The organism is Sphingobium sp. L-44 (assembly GCF_056859495.1).
The window spans coordinates 1-14461 of sequence record NZ_JBSXOQ010000071.1; the positions used below are offsets into that span (position 1 = coordinate 1).

The window sequence follows — 14461 nt, forward strand, 5'->3', positions numbered from 1 at the left end:
ACATGCAGATCGAGGGCATGGCCGCCCTTGCCACACCCATAACCGAGGAGGTTCAGCCGCTACAGATTACACCCAAGGCCGCCTGAAAATGCAGCCCGATGGCCAGCACCGAAATTACACCACATTGACGGACGTGACCCATCGAAGCGGATTACAGAGGAACGAACTTTCACGGTTGCGCTGGCTGATCCCACTGTTCACGAAGCTTCACAAGTCCAGACCCTGATTCATGAAATCGAGCGGCGGACCAGCGCGAAGGCGCAATGGCGGCCAGGGGCGGGCGAGGCACTATTCCAGCAACTTGACGACGGTAAGCTTGACCTAGTGATCGGGCGTTTCACGGCAGAGAGCCCCTGGGCAATGGAAGTGGCGTTCGGTCCTCCTCTCTCGACGACAGGCACGAAAGAGGCTCCACTCGAGCTCAAGGCGGCGATGCGCAATGGCGAGAACCGGTGGATTATGACAGTCGAGCGCGCCAGCCGCGCCATTTCGCAGGAGGCGCGCGAAGAATGAGCGACACGAGCCTTCCCGACGAACTGCGTGAGCCCATGGCCCGGGCTGTGCGCCTGGAATATTGGAACATCTTCTGGACGCTCACGATCATCGTGACGATGGGGCTGGTGCTTGGTCAAAGCCAGACGATGAAGACCGCATGGATCGAGGACACGCTGGGGCTCGTCCCGCCTGTCATGTTCCTGATCGCCGCGCATATGGAACGCCACGCCCATCGCTCGCGCCGTTTTCCCTTCGGGTTCGAGCGCGTCAACGGTCTAGGATTTTTCGTCGCAGCGGTTGCGCTGACGGCAGTTGGCGCGCTTCTGCTCTACAATGCGCTGATGGCGCTTGGCGCAGCGGAACATGCAAGCGTCGGCTCGATCGCCATTCTGGGCCAGGATATCTGGCTAGGCTGGCTAATGATCGCCGCCCAGATCTATTCGCTGATCCCGCCACTCTTTATCGGCCGGAAGGAACTGCCGCTGGCGCAGGCGCTCAACGACAAGCTGCTGCATACCGATGCGCTCATGAACAAGGCGAACTGGTTGACCGGGGCGGCCGGGCTCGCGGGCATCATCGGTCTCGGGCTTGGCTGGTGGTGGGCCGACTCTGTGGCGGCCGCCATCATTTCGCTCGACGTCCTCAATGACGGGATCAAGGCGCTGCGATCGTCCACGGCCGAACTGGTCGATGGTGCGCCAAGGGCGCTTTCCAGCACGGATCTTTCGGACGATGCGCAAAATCTCTGTGATCGGCTCAAGGCGGAGTTTCCCGGTGGTACGATCCGCCTGCGTGAGACCGGTCGCCTCATCCGGGCCGAAGTCCATGACACGCATCCCCCCGCGCAATGCCGTCATCCGCGATATTACTGGCCAGAGGGCGAGGACAGAGCATGGCGGCTGGCTCAGGTGAGCTTCATCCCGCCCATAGAACGCGAGGACCGGAACTAGACCGGTGGCTTCTGCTGCACGGCATCAGCCTGCTTTTCCGGTCGGATGTAGATGGAGGTCAGATCGGGCACGCAGGCCTTCATCTCGCGCTCAATCTCCTCGATCAGGCGCTCTGCGTCTCCCATCGGCAGATCATCGACGAAATCGGCACTGATCGCCACGAACACGGCATCGGGCGCGGTGTGGATCGTGCGGGCATGATTGACCGCGCTGATCTGTGGTCGCTTGTTCAAAATGGCCCATAATGCCGAAATGATCGCCGGATCGGCGCTTTCGCCGATCAGCAGCCCCTTGGCTTCGCGCGCGAGCAAAATCGCAACCCCGGCCAGGATGAGACCGATGGCGATCGATGCGAAACCGTCGATCCGTGGGTCGGCATAATGATGGCTGGCCCAGACTCCGATGCCCGCAATGCCAAGGCCGATCAGTGCTGCGCTATCCTCGAACAGGACAATGAAACCGGCCGGATCCTTGGATCGGCGGATCGATTGCCACCAGCTGCTTGATCCCCTCTTACCGTTGAACTCGCGCACCGCAATGGCCCAGCTCGTTCCTTCAAGCAGTATCGCGACCGCCAGCACCACATAATTGATCGTGGGATCGCGCAGCGGTTCAGGCTCGGCAATGTGCAGCCAGCCCTCGTAGATCGAGACGCCGGCGCCGACGGCAAAGATCAGGATGGCGACGACGAAAGCCCAGAAATAGAGTTCGCGGCCATAGCCGAAGGGGTGGGTGGCGTCGGCCGGGCGCCTGGCCTTTGCCTGGCCATAGAGCAGCAGGATCTGGTTGCCGCTGTCGACCAGCGAGTGGACCCCCTCGGTCAGCATGGACGAAGAGCCGCTGATCGCCGCCGCCACGAATTTGGCGATGGCGATCCCGACATTGGCCAAGAGGGCGCCATAGAGGACGATATTCTCGCGGAACCTGCGCGGCAGATCGGCCATCGGGCTCAACCGGGATAAGGGCTGGAGCGCAGCAGGCCGGCCAGATGCGCTGCATTGCCGGCGACCATCTTCGCCGTCTTCGTTACCTTCTCCGGCGTCTCGTCGAGATCCTTGAAATCGACCGCCCCCATCGCTTCGCCGACCCAATAGCAGGCGGCAACAGCGGGGATGGTCCAGCCCACATCGTTCAATGCCTGGAACAATTGGGCGCTGGCAAAATGAGCGCCATCCTCATTGCCCACGATCGCCGCGACGACAACCTTGCCATAGCTTGGCATCCGGCCCTCATCATCGGTCTCGGAGAGAAAGGCATCCATCCGCTCCAGCACCCGTTTGGCGATGCTGCTGATCTGCCCCATCCAGATCGGTCCGCCAAAGATCAGAATGTCGTGCGCGAGGATCTTCTCGCGCAGACCCGGCCAGGCATCGCCATCCCCTACGTTGGAGGTGACGCCTGGCTTAATGTCGAGAGCTGCAACCCGGACCGTCTTGCTGACTGTCACATCATATTGACTGAAGGCTTCCGCCAGCACGGCGATCATCGCGTCGGTCGAGCTCTCCTCGCTACCGTCCGCCTTAAGCGTGCAGTTGAGCGCCAAGGCCTTGAGCGACATAGTTCTATCTCCTTAAGGGGCTAGGGTCAGCTCTGGAAATTGTAGAACGCGCCCATCCGTCCTTCGCGGAAAGAACACCTGTACGCGTAATGGGTTCTTTTGCTCAAAGGAGAATTGGCTGAGCGATGCCGGTTTTGTGATACTTCCGTCTGCGCGGAGGCCAGCGACAAGTCTGGTAGGGGCGGGGACCAGATGGTAGCGCCATGGAGATGAGCGATCTGCCATGCCAACCCATTGAAATGGCAAAGCTGGGCAGTCGGCTTTCATATGGAGGGGCGATCACGGAACCAACTCGCAGATTGCACGCTCTCATCGCGGAGGTCGCACATGGCTGCACGCGCATATTGGCAGGGCCAGTTAAAGCTGGCATTGGTGTCCATCCCGGTCGAAGTCTACCCCGCAACCAAATCCGGCGCGGCGGTCAGCTTTCGTCAGATTCACGAGCCCACCGGCAAACCCATCCGCTATGAAAAGGTCGTGAACGGCGTGGGGCCCGTCGATCGAGATGAGATCCTCAAGGGGTTCGAGCTTTCTAAAGGCAATTACGTGCTGCTCGAACAGGAGGAAATCGAAGCGGTCAAGATTGAGAGCCGCAAGACCCTCGACCTTGTCCAGTTCGTCGAGGCAGATGCGATCGACGTACTGTATTATGAAAAACCCTATTTCGTCATACCCGCCGATGACCTCGCAGAAGAGGCCTATGCCGTGCTGCGGGATGCGCTGCGAAAGGCAAAGAAGGTCGGGCTTGGCCAATTGTCGGTCCGCGGTCGGGAACAGCTGGTATCGATCAAACCCTGTGGGCGGGGGCTGGTCATGGAAGTTCTGCGCTATGCAGACGAAGTCACTAAGGCCCAGACATATTTCCGAGGTTTGCCTGCCGATACGGCGGATGACGATATGCTCGACCTTGCTACCAGCATTATCGACAAACGAACAGCGCCCTTCAAACCGGAAGAGTTTCACGATCGCTACGTCGATGCGCTCCATCGCCTGATCGAAAAGAAGAAAAAGGCCAAGGGGAAGCGGATAATCGAAGAGGTGGACGAGGAGCCAGCACGCAAGGGCGGCAATGTCATCGATCTGATGGCGGCGCTCAAGAAATCAGCAGGGGAAACGGCTCGTACCACAGCGAAGAAGAAGAGCCCGAAAAGCGGTTCGGCGACGGACGCTGGCAACCGACGTGCGACTGCAACCAAGCGCAAAAGCGCATGATGACGCTGAATCCGGATACCCCCCTCCACCTTATCGACGGGCCGGTCATGCTGCGCCTGAGCATTGCTGCTCTACTCGGCCTGCTCTTGGGGCTCGACCGACAGATACGCGGCCATGCAGCGGGGCTACGCACCCATGGGCTCATCTGCTTCACCAGCGCTCTCATGACTGTCTGCGCAATTGCGCTGCACAATCAGTTGCAAGGCGAGGGGAATATCGATCCCTTGCGGGTATTCGAAGCTTCGGCCGCATTTTCGGGCATCATAGCGACTGGTCTCATCATATTCAGCAAAGGTGAAATCAAGAATCTGACCACGGCAGCCCATATATGGCTGGCGTCGATGATCGGAATCGCTTGCGGCGCTGCTCTCTGGCCATTGGTGGCCAGTGCCACTCTCGTCGCGATCCTCATGCTCAGCCTGCTCGGATTCGTGGAACGGCGCTGGTTCGCGTCCGAGGAGCGACAGGGCAAATGAGCCGGAACAATCCCCTTGCCTCCTATAATGCCAAACGGGATTTCAATCGCACCAGCGAACCTGCAGGCAAGATAGCAAAGAAAGGCGGCAACAGTTTCATTGTCCAGAAACATGCCGCCACAAGACTGCACTGGGACTTCAGGCTGGAAGTCGATGGCGTGCTCAAGAGCTGGGCCGTCACCAAGGGGCCGAGCCTGGATCCCGATGACAAGCGGCTTGCTGTCCGCACCGAGGATCATCCTCTGAGCTATGGTAGTTTCGAAGGTAATATCCCCAAGGGCGAATATGGGGGCGGCACTGTGATGCTCTGGGACCGAGGTTGGTGGGAACCGATCGCGGGAAAGAGCGCGAAAAATATAGAGGATGGTCATCTCCATTTCATACTGCATGGCGAACGGATGAAGGGGGAATGGCTGTTGGTGCGGATGAAGGGGCGCGCGGGCGAAAAGCGCGAGAATTGGTTGCTCCGCAAGATCGATGATGGCGAGGCCCGCCGGAATGGCGATCTGGTCGAGCGCGCGCTGACAAGTGTTCTGACTGACCGCTCCATGGCGCAAATCGCCGGGGACATCGCCGGCACGCAATCGTTGAAAGGTGCAAATGGCAAGACATTCGCGGACAGGATGCAGGCAGCCAACGCGCATAATGCTAGGATCGGCAAGACGAAGGGGAGGGCGAAAGCCAGAACGGAGGCTATGCCGCGCTTCATCAAGCCGCAGCTTGCAACATTGGTCGACAATGTACCGGTTGGCAATGAATGGATGCACGAGATCAAATATGACGGATATCGCGCGCTCGTTGCAGTCAGTGGCGAAGCGATAAAAATATATACGCGTAGCGGCTTGGACTGGACGGACAAATTTAGTCCTCTGGCCGGTGCCATAAAAGCGCTCGACCTCCCGCCTGCGTTGATCGACGGCGAGATCATCGCCTTTGACGCTGACGGCAATCCGAGTTTTTCGGCGCTGCAGGCGGTGTTGAAACGGGGCCATGGCGCGGAGCGAGCCGACACGCCGTTCCATTTCTTCGCTTTTGATCTTCTTTCCCTTGATGGCATGGATTTGAAGTCTCTCCCCGCAATCGAGCGAAAAGAGCGGCTCGAGGCCTTATTGGCGGATGCAGAACAACCGATCCACGTTGCCGATCACCTGATCGGCTCGGGCGAGAAGCTCTACCGATCGCTTTGTCAGGCCGGGCAGGAAGGCATTATCGCAAAGCGCGTCGATGCGCCCTATCGCAGCGGACGGACACGCGCCTGGGTGAAGGTCAAATGCACCCGTCGCCAGGAATTCGTGATCGTCGGCTGGACCCGTAGCAAGGCGAAGGGGCGTGCCTTCTCGTCCCTGCTACTGGGCCAGCATGAAGGCAGTGAACTGGTCTATAAGGGAAAGGTCGGCACTGGGTTCGACGCTGCCACAATGACCGACCTAGCCGAGGCGATGGGTCCGATTTCGACCGGCACGCCGCAGGTCATCATTTCCGCCCGTGAAGCGCGCGACGTCCAATGGGTCGAACCCCGGCTCGTTGCGGAAGTCAGTTTTGCCGAGTTCACCGGTGAAGGGCGCGTGCGACATGGCAGCTTTCTGGGGCTACGAAGCGACAAGTTAGCAAAGACGGTCAAGCCCGAAAAAGCGGCCCCGACGCCTCCTTCGGCCACGGTCATCAAGATCAGCAATCGCGCGCGCGTGATTTTCCCGGAGAGCGGGCAGACCAAAGGGGAGTTGGCCGATTATTACGCCCGGATCGCCCCGCTGATGCTATCTTTTGCTGCCAACCGGCCGATCAGTCTTGTTCGATGCCCACAGGGCCGCGCGAAGAAGTGTTTTTTCCAGAAACATGACAGCGGCGCCTTTGGCGACCATGTCCGCCATGTCGCGATCCGCGAGAAAAACGGCGGCTCAGAAGACTATCTCTATGTCGACGATACCGATGGCCTGATCGCCTGCGTACAGATGGGCACGATTGAATTTCACGGCTGGGCGAGCCGTGCCGATGCAGTCGAGAAGCCTGATCGCATGATCTTCGATCTCGATCCCGACGAGGGCATGGATTTTGCCCAGGTTAGTCAAGCAGCAAAGGATATTCGCGATCATCTACGCGAAATCGGTCTGATCTCCTTCGCCATGCTGTCGGGGGGGAAGGGGGTCCATGTCGTCGTCCCCCTCAGCCCCACCCACGACTGGGACGCACATAAGGATTTCGCCGCCCGGTTCGCCCAGGCCTTGAGCGCGGCAGAACCCGATCGCTTCGTTGCCACGATGAGCAAGGCCAAGCGCAAGGATCGCATATTCATCGACTGGCTGCGCAATCAGCGCGGCAGCACCGCCATCCTGCCCTACTCAGCGCGCGCGCGCGCCGGCGCGCCCGTAGCCATACCGGTCGACTGGAACGAATTGAACGATTTGCAGGACGCCCATCCCTTCGACATTGGAGATTTCGAAATGTTGTGGGAGCGCGCAAGCAAGCTTAAAGGCTGGGGCTTCGCTGCGCAGGCCCTACCGGACCTATGAGCCGCTTCAGGCACCATGGAGCCCGCTATGCGTTGATGGGACAAGATCAGCACGAAAGGATCAAAATGCCCCATCACAAGGAACGTCCTGCCCGCAAGGCCACCAGTCGTCTTGCTCTCTACCTCGTCTTCGCATTCATCGTTGCAGCCATCCTGGCTTTCATCTGGGTCAACATGCACGCCTGACCGGACGATAGCCCCCTTAGTCCGACCCAGGTTGCGCCACCGTCCGCGCCAGTTCATCGATCTGATCGACCGGGATACGTCTTGCTATCATCGCCATGGTATCGGGCGGCAGGCGCGCGTCGATGACATTGTCATCTTGCTGCCAAAGCCGCAGGCGCGCAGCGAGATAGCCTGGCTTCTGCCCGGCAAGAATGGGCGCCGCCTTGCCAGCCGCATGACAATTGCTGCAGGCCGGGAGGGGCTGGCCAAAACGATCCAGTCGCGGAGAACTGGGCGAGGTCGCGTTATTCTTGAGCCCGGGCATCGCGGAAAAATAGCTCGCGAGCCTCGTCATGTCCTCGCGCCCGGTCGTTGCCAGCGCCGTCTGCATGACCGCACTGCTGCGCTTCCCCGAGACATACTGGCGCATGCTGGCGAACAGATAGGACGCGCTCTGCCCAGCCAGGACCGGAATATCGGATTGCTCCCTCCCCCGACCATCGACGCCATGGCAGCTTGTGCATGCCGACAAGGTTGCCGGAGCAACGCCGGGCAGGCGTCGCTCCTCGCCAGCCTGAGTCAGTGCTTGATATTGCGCCGCCGTCATCTGTGGCAAGCGCCGGACGAAAGCGGTCATCCGCCTCACCTCATCCGGTCGATCAGCCGCCGCCCAGGCCGGCATGCCGGTGAATTTGACGCCATGCCGGATGATCCAGAATAATTCGCGATCCCGCCATTCCCCCGCCGTCCGGGCAAGATCAGGCGCCGGCGGGGTTGCCTGCTGCATCACGGGTGATGGACGCACACCCGGTGCGCCATGACAGACCTGGCAGGCCTGACGAAAATGCCCTGCTGCAGTGACCAGGCCCTCATCGTCGAGCGGATCGGGCGGTGCGTCCAGCCAGGCATAAGTCCGCACGGAATTGCGCATCGTCCAGTGAAGGAACCAGTCGGTGATACGCCAATGGCCCGACGACGCGGAAATCTGCATGGCCCCGGACCAGGCGAACAGCATGCCCAGAATCCCAAGTCCGAGCAACGCGACGATAGCGCGCTTCAAGCTGATGCGAAGGATCATGCCGCCCCCCTCTGGCGAAGGAGGCTCGCCAACAGGACAAGACCACCGATGAAATAGCTGGCCCCGCCAACCAGCAGCATGAGGACACCGCCCAGTTGCTGGTCGATCAGCGGGTCCATGCCGGCCAGATGATGATGATCCGCCGCCGCGTAGAGAGGCCTTGGCGCCAGGCCGATCAGGACACCAAGCAACGTCATGTGCATCGATGTCAGCAGCAGGGCACCGATGCCAGCGGCCCGATGATCGGCGCGGAGCACCGATGACCAGAGCAGCAGACCTGCTCCAAGGAAACTGACCTGCTCGAGCCCCAGCATTGGTAAGGACGTCATTGTCGCCGCACGAAGGGCCGGCAGGTGCCAGAGCCAGACCGTGACAAGTTCCACCAGCATCATCGCCATCGGGCTTGTGAGGCCGGGCCAGAGACGCGCAGGATCAAACCGCCCTTGCGACAGGCCAAGGGCAAGAAAAGGCGCTGCAATCGCCACGGCAATCATATGGCCTGCCATATGACCAACCATGCCAAGCGGCAGCACAGCCAGGATCCACCCCGTCGGGACCAGCGCCAGACCGGCGAAAAGTGCGGCGCGCTTCATCGGCAATCCCGCAGGAAAATGACCGGAAGCGCCGTGAACAACACGCCGACGAAGCTCAGCCCCGCCAGCAGCAAGGTGGATTTGGCCAGGAAACGGAGCCGGTCGATCCGGGTCGAATCCTCATGGGGCGGCGGATTGCCCGGCAGGCGTGCCTGCGCCCAGGCGATCCATCCCGAAAGCCCGATCATCAGGAGCGCAAGCATCGTGCCGATGACGAACAGCAGCGGAAAACTGGCAAAGCGCCCGGCCTTGGCACAGGAGATGGCCGCCCAGAGATAGGAGGCGAGGAAATGCCCCGCCCAGATCGCTGGTGGAATGATGAGCGTCCAGAGCGTGATCTTGAGCCGCTCATGCCATTTGCCTCGCTCGCTCATGTGATCTGCGGGAACAGGCCGATCGTCGCATAGGTGACGATCGCGGTTAGCGCATAGAAATGCATGTAGACGGTGACGTTGCGCAGGTCCGCGTCATGCACCGGGTCCATGCGCCCGGCGAGACTGCGCGCCAGTGCATAGCCCTGCATGATGGCGGCAACGCCCGCATGGGCCGCGGCCCAGATGGCGAGCGTCCACACGATTGCAGGATAGCTGTGCGCCTGCGGGTCCATGCCATGGGTCCAGGGGCCGGCCAGCCCTGCCCCGATCCCGGCAAGGCTGAGTAGCAGCGCGACCATGAGGCAGAGCCGAGCCATGCCGACATGCTTGCGGGCATGCACCTCGCGCGCGCCAAGCGTCAGCAGCCAGCTTGCAATGCCCAAGAACAATGCGAGCATGGGCCAGACCATGCCGGGCCCGTCCGCCAGAGCGACCGGCGGGAAATCGGCATGGCGGGTCCAGAAGAAGAAATAGCCGAAGACGAGCCCGGCAAAAGCCGTCGCATCGGCCATCATCGTGATGAACATCGCCCACCAGCCTGGCGCCAAGGGCCCGGAGAGATAGAGCGGCAGCTCAAGGCCGTGGCCGATCGGCTTGCAGGGCTTTTCGGGAATTTCGGCCGTCCCGGTCCAGAGCCACCACAGCGCCAGAGCGAGTGTGGCAACACCACTGACGAGCGCGGCCCAGTAGAGATGATAGGTGGTGAGGATGAAGACCCCGCCGAGCGCGACCGCCGTCAGCATGGGCTTGATGCTCGGGGTTCCCAGACGGATTACTGCGAGTGGCCGGGCATCAAGGACGCTCGTGACGATCGTCTCGCGTCGCCCTTCCTCTGCATCGGGCAGGAAGAAGCGGCCCTCATCCACCTTGCGCACGAAATCTGTCTGGTCCCAGATCGGATAGCGGCTCTCGATCAATGGCACCGACCTTATGCCCCAATCCTCGTCCTCGGGATGGGCAAGCCATTCCAGGGTGCCCGCATTCCAGGGATTGCGGACAGCCCGAACCCGGCGTGGCGAGAGGCTAAGATCGACGCATATCACCGCCACCCCCGCGGCAAACAGCCAGGCCCCCAGGGTGGACGCCATATTGAGCCCGCCCAGCCCCAGTTCGGCCGGATAGGTGAAGACGCGGCGCGGCATGCCCATCAGCCCGGAAAGATGCATCGGGAAGAAGGTCAGGTTGGCACCGACAAACAGCATCCAGAAAGCGATCCGGCCAAGCCGGTCGGACAGCTTCTTGCCCGTCACCAGCGGCCAATAATAATAGAGGCCGGCAAAAAGCGGCATCAGCGTACCACCGATCAGCACATAATGGAGATGGGCGACGACGAAATAGCTGTCATGCGCCTGCCAGTCGAACGGTGCGACTGCTACCATGACGCCGGTAAGGCCGCCAATCACGAAAATGGCGAGGCTGCCGATCGCATAGAGAAGGGGTGTGGACCAGGTGACCCGCCCTGCCCACAGCGTCGCTATGAACACGAAGATCTGGACGCCGGTCGGAATGGCCACGGCTTCCGAGGCGGCCGAGAAGAAGGCGAGGCTGATCTTCGGCAGCCCGGTGGTGAACATGTGATGGACCCAAAGCCCGAACGACAGGAATGCGGTGCCCACAGCTGCCAGCACGATCCACGGATAGCCCAGGAGATGGCGGTTGGCGAAGGTCGGCACCAGCATCGCGAACAGCGCGATCGAGGGCAGGAATATGATGTAGACCTCGGGATGACCGAAGATCCAGAACAGATGCTGCCACAGGAGCGGATCCCCGCCCCGGCGCGCATCGAAGAAGGGCCAGTCGAGCAGCCTCTCCATTTCGAACAATATGTCGCCGGCGATGAGCGGCGGAAAGGCAAAGAGGATCATCACCGCCACGACCAGTATGTACCAGGCATATAGCGGCATGAGATTGAGCCGCATGCCCGGCGGTCGACATTTGAGCACGCCGACGATCAGTTCGACGGCGGCCGCGACCGACGACACCTCGATGAAGGAAAGGCCCAGCATCCAGATGTCGGCTCCGAGCCCCGACAGGTCTGTGCGGGTGGTCAGCGGAGGATACATGAACCAGCCGCCGTCAGGGGCGGCATTGAAGAAGATCGATCCCCCGACGAACAGCCCTCCAATCAGAAAGGACCAGTAGCCAAAAGCCGACAGGCGGGGGAATGGCAGGTCGCGCGCGCCCAGCAATTGCGGCAGCAGGATGATCGACACTGCCTCGAACATCGGCACGGCGAAGAGAAACATCATCATCGAGCCGTGCAGGGTGAAGAGCTGGTTGAAGGTGCCAGGCCCGACCAGATCATTGTCGGGCACGGCAAGCTGGGTGCGCATGATGAGCGCGAGCATGCCGGCAAAGAGCATGAAGCCGAAGGCGGTCAGCACATACCAGACGCCGACGCGATTATTGTTGCAGTCGGTCCAGCGCAGGAAGATCCCCCTGGGCGGTGCCCACACCGCGCGCAACCTTTCTTCCTGCGCCGCGCGGAGCGCCGGGTCATCCTGATCGTGGAGGCTCATTTCAGCCCCTCGAGATAATGAGCAATGGCAATGGCCTCCTGCTCGGACAGCTGGGGATAGGCGGGCATGCGCGCGCCTGGCTTTGCGATCTGGGGCGCACGGATGAAGGCCGCGATATTGGCGGTGGTCGGTGGCAATATCCCTGCCCCCAGCGTCCGCCTTTGCCCGAAACGGCTAAGGTCAGGCCCGATTGCCGCATGATGCGCGGTTCCCCGGATGGCATGGCAGGCGCCGCAGCCATGCGCATCGAAGAGGGACTGGCCCCTCGATGAACCCAGGCCCCTGCCGGCCCCGCGCGCGTCCGCCAGCCATGCGTCGAAATCCGCTGGGTTCATGGCAATCACGTCGAAGGCCATCAGCGCGTGCGACAGGCCGCAAAACTCCGCGCAAACGCCCCGGAAGCGGCCGGCCTTTTCGGCGCGCACGACCAGCCTGTTGGTCCGTCCGGGGATCATGTCCATCTTGCCGGCAAGACCGGGGATCCAGAAACTGTGGATCACGTCCTGCGCGCCGAGTTCAAGGATCACCGTCCGCCCCACGGGAAGGCGGATCTCATTGGCAGAAACAAGTCCAGGCCCTGCGCGTGATGCCCCATAGGCGACCCGCCACCAGAATTGCTCGCCCTCGACCCGAATGGTGAGGTCGCCAGGCGCCGTGTCGCGCGGGCGCATGGCAGGCAAAGCGTAGAGAAGCAGCGCGCCAAGGATCAGGGCCGGGCCGATGGCGCCCAGCCACAAGATGATCCGCATGCCGCCATGATGGCTGAGCGCCCCTTCCGGAGCGCGAAGCGCGCGAACATAGATGAGGACCATGACCATCACGATGATCGCCGCACCGATGGTCAACAGGATCGCCATCTCGCGCACCTGCCGCGCTTCGGCGCCGAAGACATGGAGGGCCGACTGCTGCGCATTGCAGGCTCCAAGGCCGAGCAGTGAAATGGTCCAGAGCCATGGATTGCGCATTGCGCCCGCGTCACCCCTTTCGCGCCGCATCCGGTGTGCAGCGTCTTTCGTGCCAACACGCGAAGCGGCATCCGGTTCAAACATTTCTGTTTCGTAACAAGTGGATGAATTGCCGGTGTCGGCGAAACCAAAAGCCATCCGGCGCATTGGCGAGGGATCATTCTTCGACAAGGAGACATGTTTTGCCCAGCGCCCCGCCGCGCACCCGGCCCTTGCTCCATCCGCTTCACGGCCTGCTGCTCGCTTGGCCGGTCGCCCTGTTTCCCGCTGCCCTGCTGTCGGACATCACCTATCTCAACAGCGCGGAAATCCAGTGGAGCAATTTTTCGGCTTGGCTGATCACCGGCGCGCTGATCGGCGGCGGCCTAGTACTGCTATGGGCCTTGATCGCACTGGCGCGCGCCAAAGGGTCGGCACGTCGGCAGCATGGCCTTTATCTGCTGCTGTTGGCGCTGATGTGGGCCTGCGGGCTCATCAACGCCTTCCAGCATAGCCGCGACGGCTGGAGTTCAGTCGGGACCATCGGCCTCATCCTCTCCCTCCTCAGCAGCCTGGCTGCCCTTGCCGCGGGCTGGACGGCCTTCGCGGGTTATCGGGAGGTTCGGCCATGACCGTGCGTGCCTTCATCCTGGGCGCCAGTCTCCTGGCACTTGCCGCCTGCGGGCGCAGCCAGCCTGGCCTTGACCAGACCGGCGCCCGGCCGGACCTGCCCGATCAGCGCCAGACATTGCTGCCGCCGATGAAAATCGCGACGCCCGCTGGCTGGGGGAATGAAAAGCCGTCGGCACCGGCCGGCTTTAGCGTGACGGCCTTCGCCACGGGGCTCGCCATCCCGCGCCAGATGCTGGTGCTGCCCAATGGCGACATTCTGGTGGCGGAAGGGTCGGGCGGTTCGGCCCCCGCCCTGCGGCCCAAGGATGTCATCGCGACCCAGATCAAGGCCATGGGGAAGACATCGGTTAAGGGTGGCAATCGCATCACCCTGCTGCGCGATGCCGATGGCGATGGCCGCGCCGAATTGCGCAGTACGCTCATCACCGGATTGAATGCGCCCTATGGCCTCGCCCTGGTCGAGGGCCAGCTCTATGTTGCGACACAGGACGCGCTGCTGCGCTTTCCCTATCGTGAGGGCGAAACGCGCATCACTACGCCGGGCGTCGAGGTGACCAGCTTGCCCTCGCGCATAAACCATCACTGGACCAAGTCGCTCGCAGCCGGCCCGGACGGATCGAAACTCTATGTCGGTATCGGCTCCAACAGCAATGTCGGCGAACGCGGCATGGCGGTGGAGGAAGATCGCGCCGTCATCTGGGAGGTTGATCGCCAGTCCGGCATGCATCGCACCTATGCCTCGGGCATCCGCAATCCGACAGCCCTTGCAGTTGAGCCGCAGACGCGCCGGCTCTGGGCCGTGGTGAACGAACGTGATGAGCTCGGACCGCAACTGGTGCCCGATTATATGACTTCGGTTCGTCCCGGGGCCTTTTATGGCTGGCCCTACAGCTATTGGGGACAGAATGTCGATCCGCGGGTGCGTCCGCAGCAGCCCGATATGGTGCGACGCGCG

Annotated in this window: 15 protein-coding genes; 8 read left to right on the plus strand and 7 right to left on the minus strand. The window is 61.7% G+C overall.

All coding sequences use genetic code 11. The features are described 5' to 3' along the window. Positions 1-360: 360 nt before the first annotated feature. Positions 361-513 carry a hypothetical protein gene (locus AC13EK_RS07235; protein ID WP_483022111.1) on the plus strand — a complete coding sequence of 51 codons (153 nt, stop codon included), beginning with the start codon at positions 361-363 and terminating at the stop codon, positions 511-513. Then, on the plus strand, positions 510-1445 hold the full coding sequence (locus tag AC13EK_RS07240; protein WP_063976098.1) for a cation efflux transmembrane domain-containing protein: 936 nt from the start codon (positions 510-512) through the stop codon (positions 1443-1445). Before AC13EK_RS07235 ends, AC13EK_RS07240 begins: the two co-directional genes overlap by 4 nt. Here the strand turns inward: AC13EK_RS07240 and AC13EK_RS07245 are convergent. After that, positions 1442-2389: a cation diffusion facilitator family transporter gene (locus AC13EK_RS07245; RefSeq protein ID WP_278985770.1), complete on the minus strand. Its 948-nt coding sequence runs from the start codon at positions 2387-2389 to the stop codon at positions 1442-1444. The two genes, AC13EK_RS07240 and AC13EK_RS07245, sit on opposite strands and share 4 nt — an antisense overlap. 5 nt (positions 2390-2394) lie before the next feature. Continuing rightward, positions 2395-3003, minus strand: coding sequence for a flavodoxin family protein (locus tag AC13EK_RS07250; protein ID WP_063976100.1), 609 nt, complete (start codon positions 3001-3003; stop codon positions 2395-2397). A 327-nt stretch (positions 3004-3330) separates the two neighbouring features. Between AC13EK_RS07250 and ku the strand changes: the two genes are divergently transcribed. From ku to AC13EK_RS07270, 4 genes are read left to right on the plus strand one after another with little or no spacing between them, the layout of a single operon-like run. Further along, positions 3331-4215, plus strand: a complete 885-nt coding sequence (gene ku, locus AC13EK_RS07255) for a non-homologous end joining protein Ku (protein WP_063976101.1) — start codon at positions 3331-3333, stop codon at positions 4213-4215. Further along, positions 4215-4691: an MgtC/SapB family protein gene (locus AC13EK_RS07260; RefSeq protein ID WP_063976115.1), complete on the plus strand. Its 477-nt coding sequence runs from the start codon at positions 4215-4217 to the stop codon at positions 4689-4691. Before ku ends, AC13EK_RS07260 begins: the two co-directional genes overlap by 1 nt. After that, positions 4688-7201, plus strand: a complete 2514-nt coding sequence (ligD, locus tag AC13EK_RS07265; RefSeq protein ID WP_063976102.1) for a DNA ligase D — start codon at positions 4688-4690, stop codon at positions 7199-7201. Before AC13EK_RS07260 ends, ligD begins: the two co-directional genes overlap by 4 nt. Then, a complete protein-coding gene (locus AC13EK_RS07270; RefSeq protein WP_017503603.1) occupies positions 7198-7386 on the plus strand; it encodes a hypothetical protein in 189 nt (62 codons plus the stop codon). The genes ligD and AC13EK_RS07270 overlap by 4 nt, the downstream gene beginning before the upstream one ends. A gap of 16 nt (positions 7387-7402) precedes the next feature. On the opposite strand, the gene AC13EK_RS07275 is transcribed toward AC13EK_RS07270, so the two are convergent. Genes AC13EK_RS07275 through AC13EK_RS07295 form a run of 5 tightly spaced genes read right to left on the minus strand, consistent with a single transcriptional unit; the run spans position 7403 to position 12894 of the window. Further along, on the minus strand, positions 7403-8443 hold the full coding sequence (locus AC13EK_RS07275) for a c-type cytochrome (protein WP_278985773.1): 1041 nt from the start codon (positions 8441-8443) through the stop codon (positions 7403-7405). Beyond that, positions 8440-9036 (minus strand): cytochrome c oxidase assembly protein, encoded by a 597-nt coding sequence (locus AC13EK_RS07280; protein ID WP_278985775.1) that lies wholly within the window; start codon positions 9034-9036, stop codon positions 8440-8442. The genes AC13EK_RS07275 and AC13EK_RS07280 overlap by 4 nt, the downstream gene beginning before the upstream one ends. Further along, positions 9033-9410: a hypothetical protein gene (locus tag AC13EK_RS07285; RefSeq protein ID WP_278985777.1), complete on the minus strand. Its 378-nt coding sequence runs from the start codon at positions 9408-9410 to the stop codon at positions 9033-9035. The genes AC13EK_RS07280 and AC13EK_RS07285 overlap by 4 nt, the downstream gene beginning before the upstream one ends. Next, complete coding sequence (locus AC13EK_RS07290) at positions 9407-11929, minus strand: cbb3-type cytochrome c oxidase subunit I (protein ID WP_278985779.1); 2523 nt, start codon at positions 11927-11929, stop codon at positions 9407-9409. The genes AC13EK_RS07285 and AC13EK_RS07290 overlap by 4 nt, the downstream gene beginning before the upstream one ends. Continuing rightward, positions 11926-12894 (minus strand): cytochrome c oxidase subunit II, encoded by a 969-nt coding sequence (locus AC13EK_RS07295; protein ID WP_125989820.1) that lies wholly within the window; start codon positions 12892-12894, stop codon positions 11926-11928. Before AC13EK_RS07295 ends, AC13EK_RS07290 begins: the two co-directional genes overlap by 4 nt. A gap of 182 nt (positions 12895-13076) precedes the next feature. Here AC13EK_RS07295 and AC13EK_RS07300 point away from each other — a divergent pair, with 182 nt between their 5' ends. Beyond that, on the plus strand, positions 13077-13505 hold the full coding sequence (locus AC13EK_RS07300) for a DUF2231 domain-containing protein (RefSeq protein ID WP_069339012.1): 429 nt from the start codon (positions 13077-13079) through the stop codon (positions 13503-13505). Further along, the coding region (locus AC13EK_RS07305; RefSeq protein ID WP_483022112.1) for a PQQ-dependent sugar dehydrogenase at positions 13502-14461 on the plus strand (960 nt) is incomplete at its 3' end. The genes AC13EK_RS07300 and AC13EK_RS07305, both read left to right, overlap by 4 nt.

Bases quoted from the DNA above. Each gene is read 5' to 3' on its own strand.
- AC13EK_RS07235 (WP_483022111.1), top strand. From the start codon at position 361: ATGGAAGTGGCGTTCGGTCCTCCTCTCTCGACGACAGGCACGAAAGAG.
- AC13EK_RS07240 (WP_063976098.1), top strand. From the start codon at position 510: ATGAGCGACACGAGCCTTCCCGACGAACTGCGTGAGCCCATGGCCCGG.
- AC13EK_RS07245 (WP_278985770.1), bottom strand. From the start codon at position 2,389: ATGGCCGATCTGCCGCGCAGGTTCCGCGAGAATATCGTCCTCTATGGC.
- AC13EK_RS07250 (WP_063976100.1), bottom strand. From the start codon at position 3,003: ATGTCGCTCAAGGCCTTGGCGCTCAACTGCACGCTTAAGGCGGACGGT.
- ku (WP_063976101.1), top strand. From the start codon at position 3,331: ATGGCTGCACGCGCATATTGGCAGGGCCAGTTAAAGCTGGCATTGGTG.
- AC13EK_RS07260 (WP_063976115.1), top strand. From the start codon at position 4,215: ATGACGCTGAATCCGGATACCCCCCTCCACCTTATCGACGGGCCGGTC.
- ligD (WP_063976102.1), top strand. From the start codon at position 4,688: ATGAGCCGGAACAATCCCCTTGCCTCCTATAATGCCAAACGGGATTTC.
- AC13EK_RS07270 (WP_017503603.1), top strand. From the start codon at position 7,198: ATGAGCCGCTTCAGGCACCATGGAGCCCGCTATGCGTTGATGGGACAA.
- AC13EK_RS07275 (WP_278985773.1), bottom strand. From the start codon at position 8,443: ATGATCCTTCGCATCAGCTTGAAGCGCGCTATCGTCGCGTTGCTCGGA.
- AC13EK_RS07280 (WP_278985775.1), bottom strand. From the start codon at position 9,036: ATGAAGCGCGCCGCACTTTTCGCCGGTCTGGCGCTGGTCCCGACGGGG.
- AC13EK_RS07285 (WP_278985777.1), bottom strand. From the start codon at position 9,410: ATGAGCGAGCGAGGCAAATGGCATGAGCGGCTCAAGATCACGCTCTGG.
- AC13EK_RS07290 (WP_278985779.1), bottom strand. From the start codon at position 11,929: ATGAGCCTCCACGATCAGGATGACCCGGCGCTCCGCGCGGCGCAGGAA.
- AC13EK_RS07295 (WP_125989820.1), bottom strand. From the start codon at position 12,894: ATGCGCAATCCATGGCTCTGGACCATTTCACTGCTCGGCCTTGGAGCC.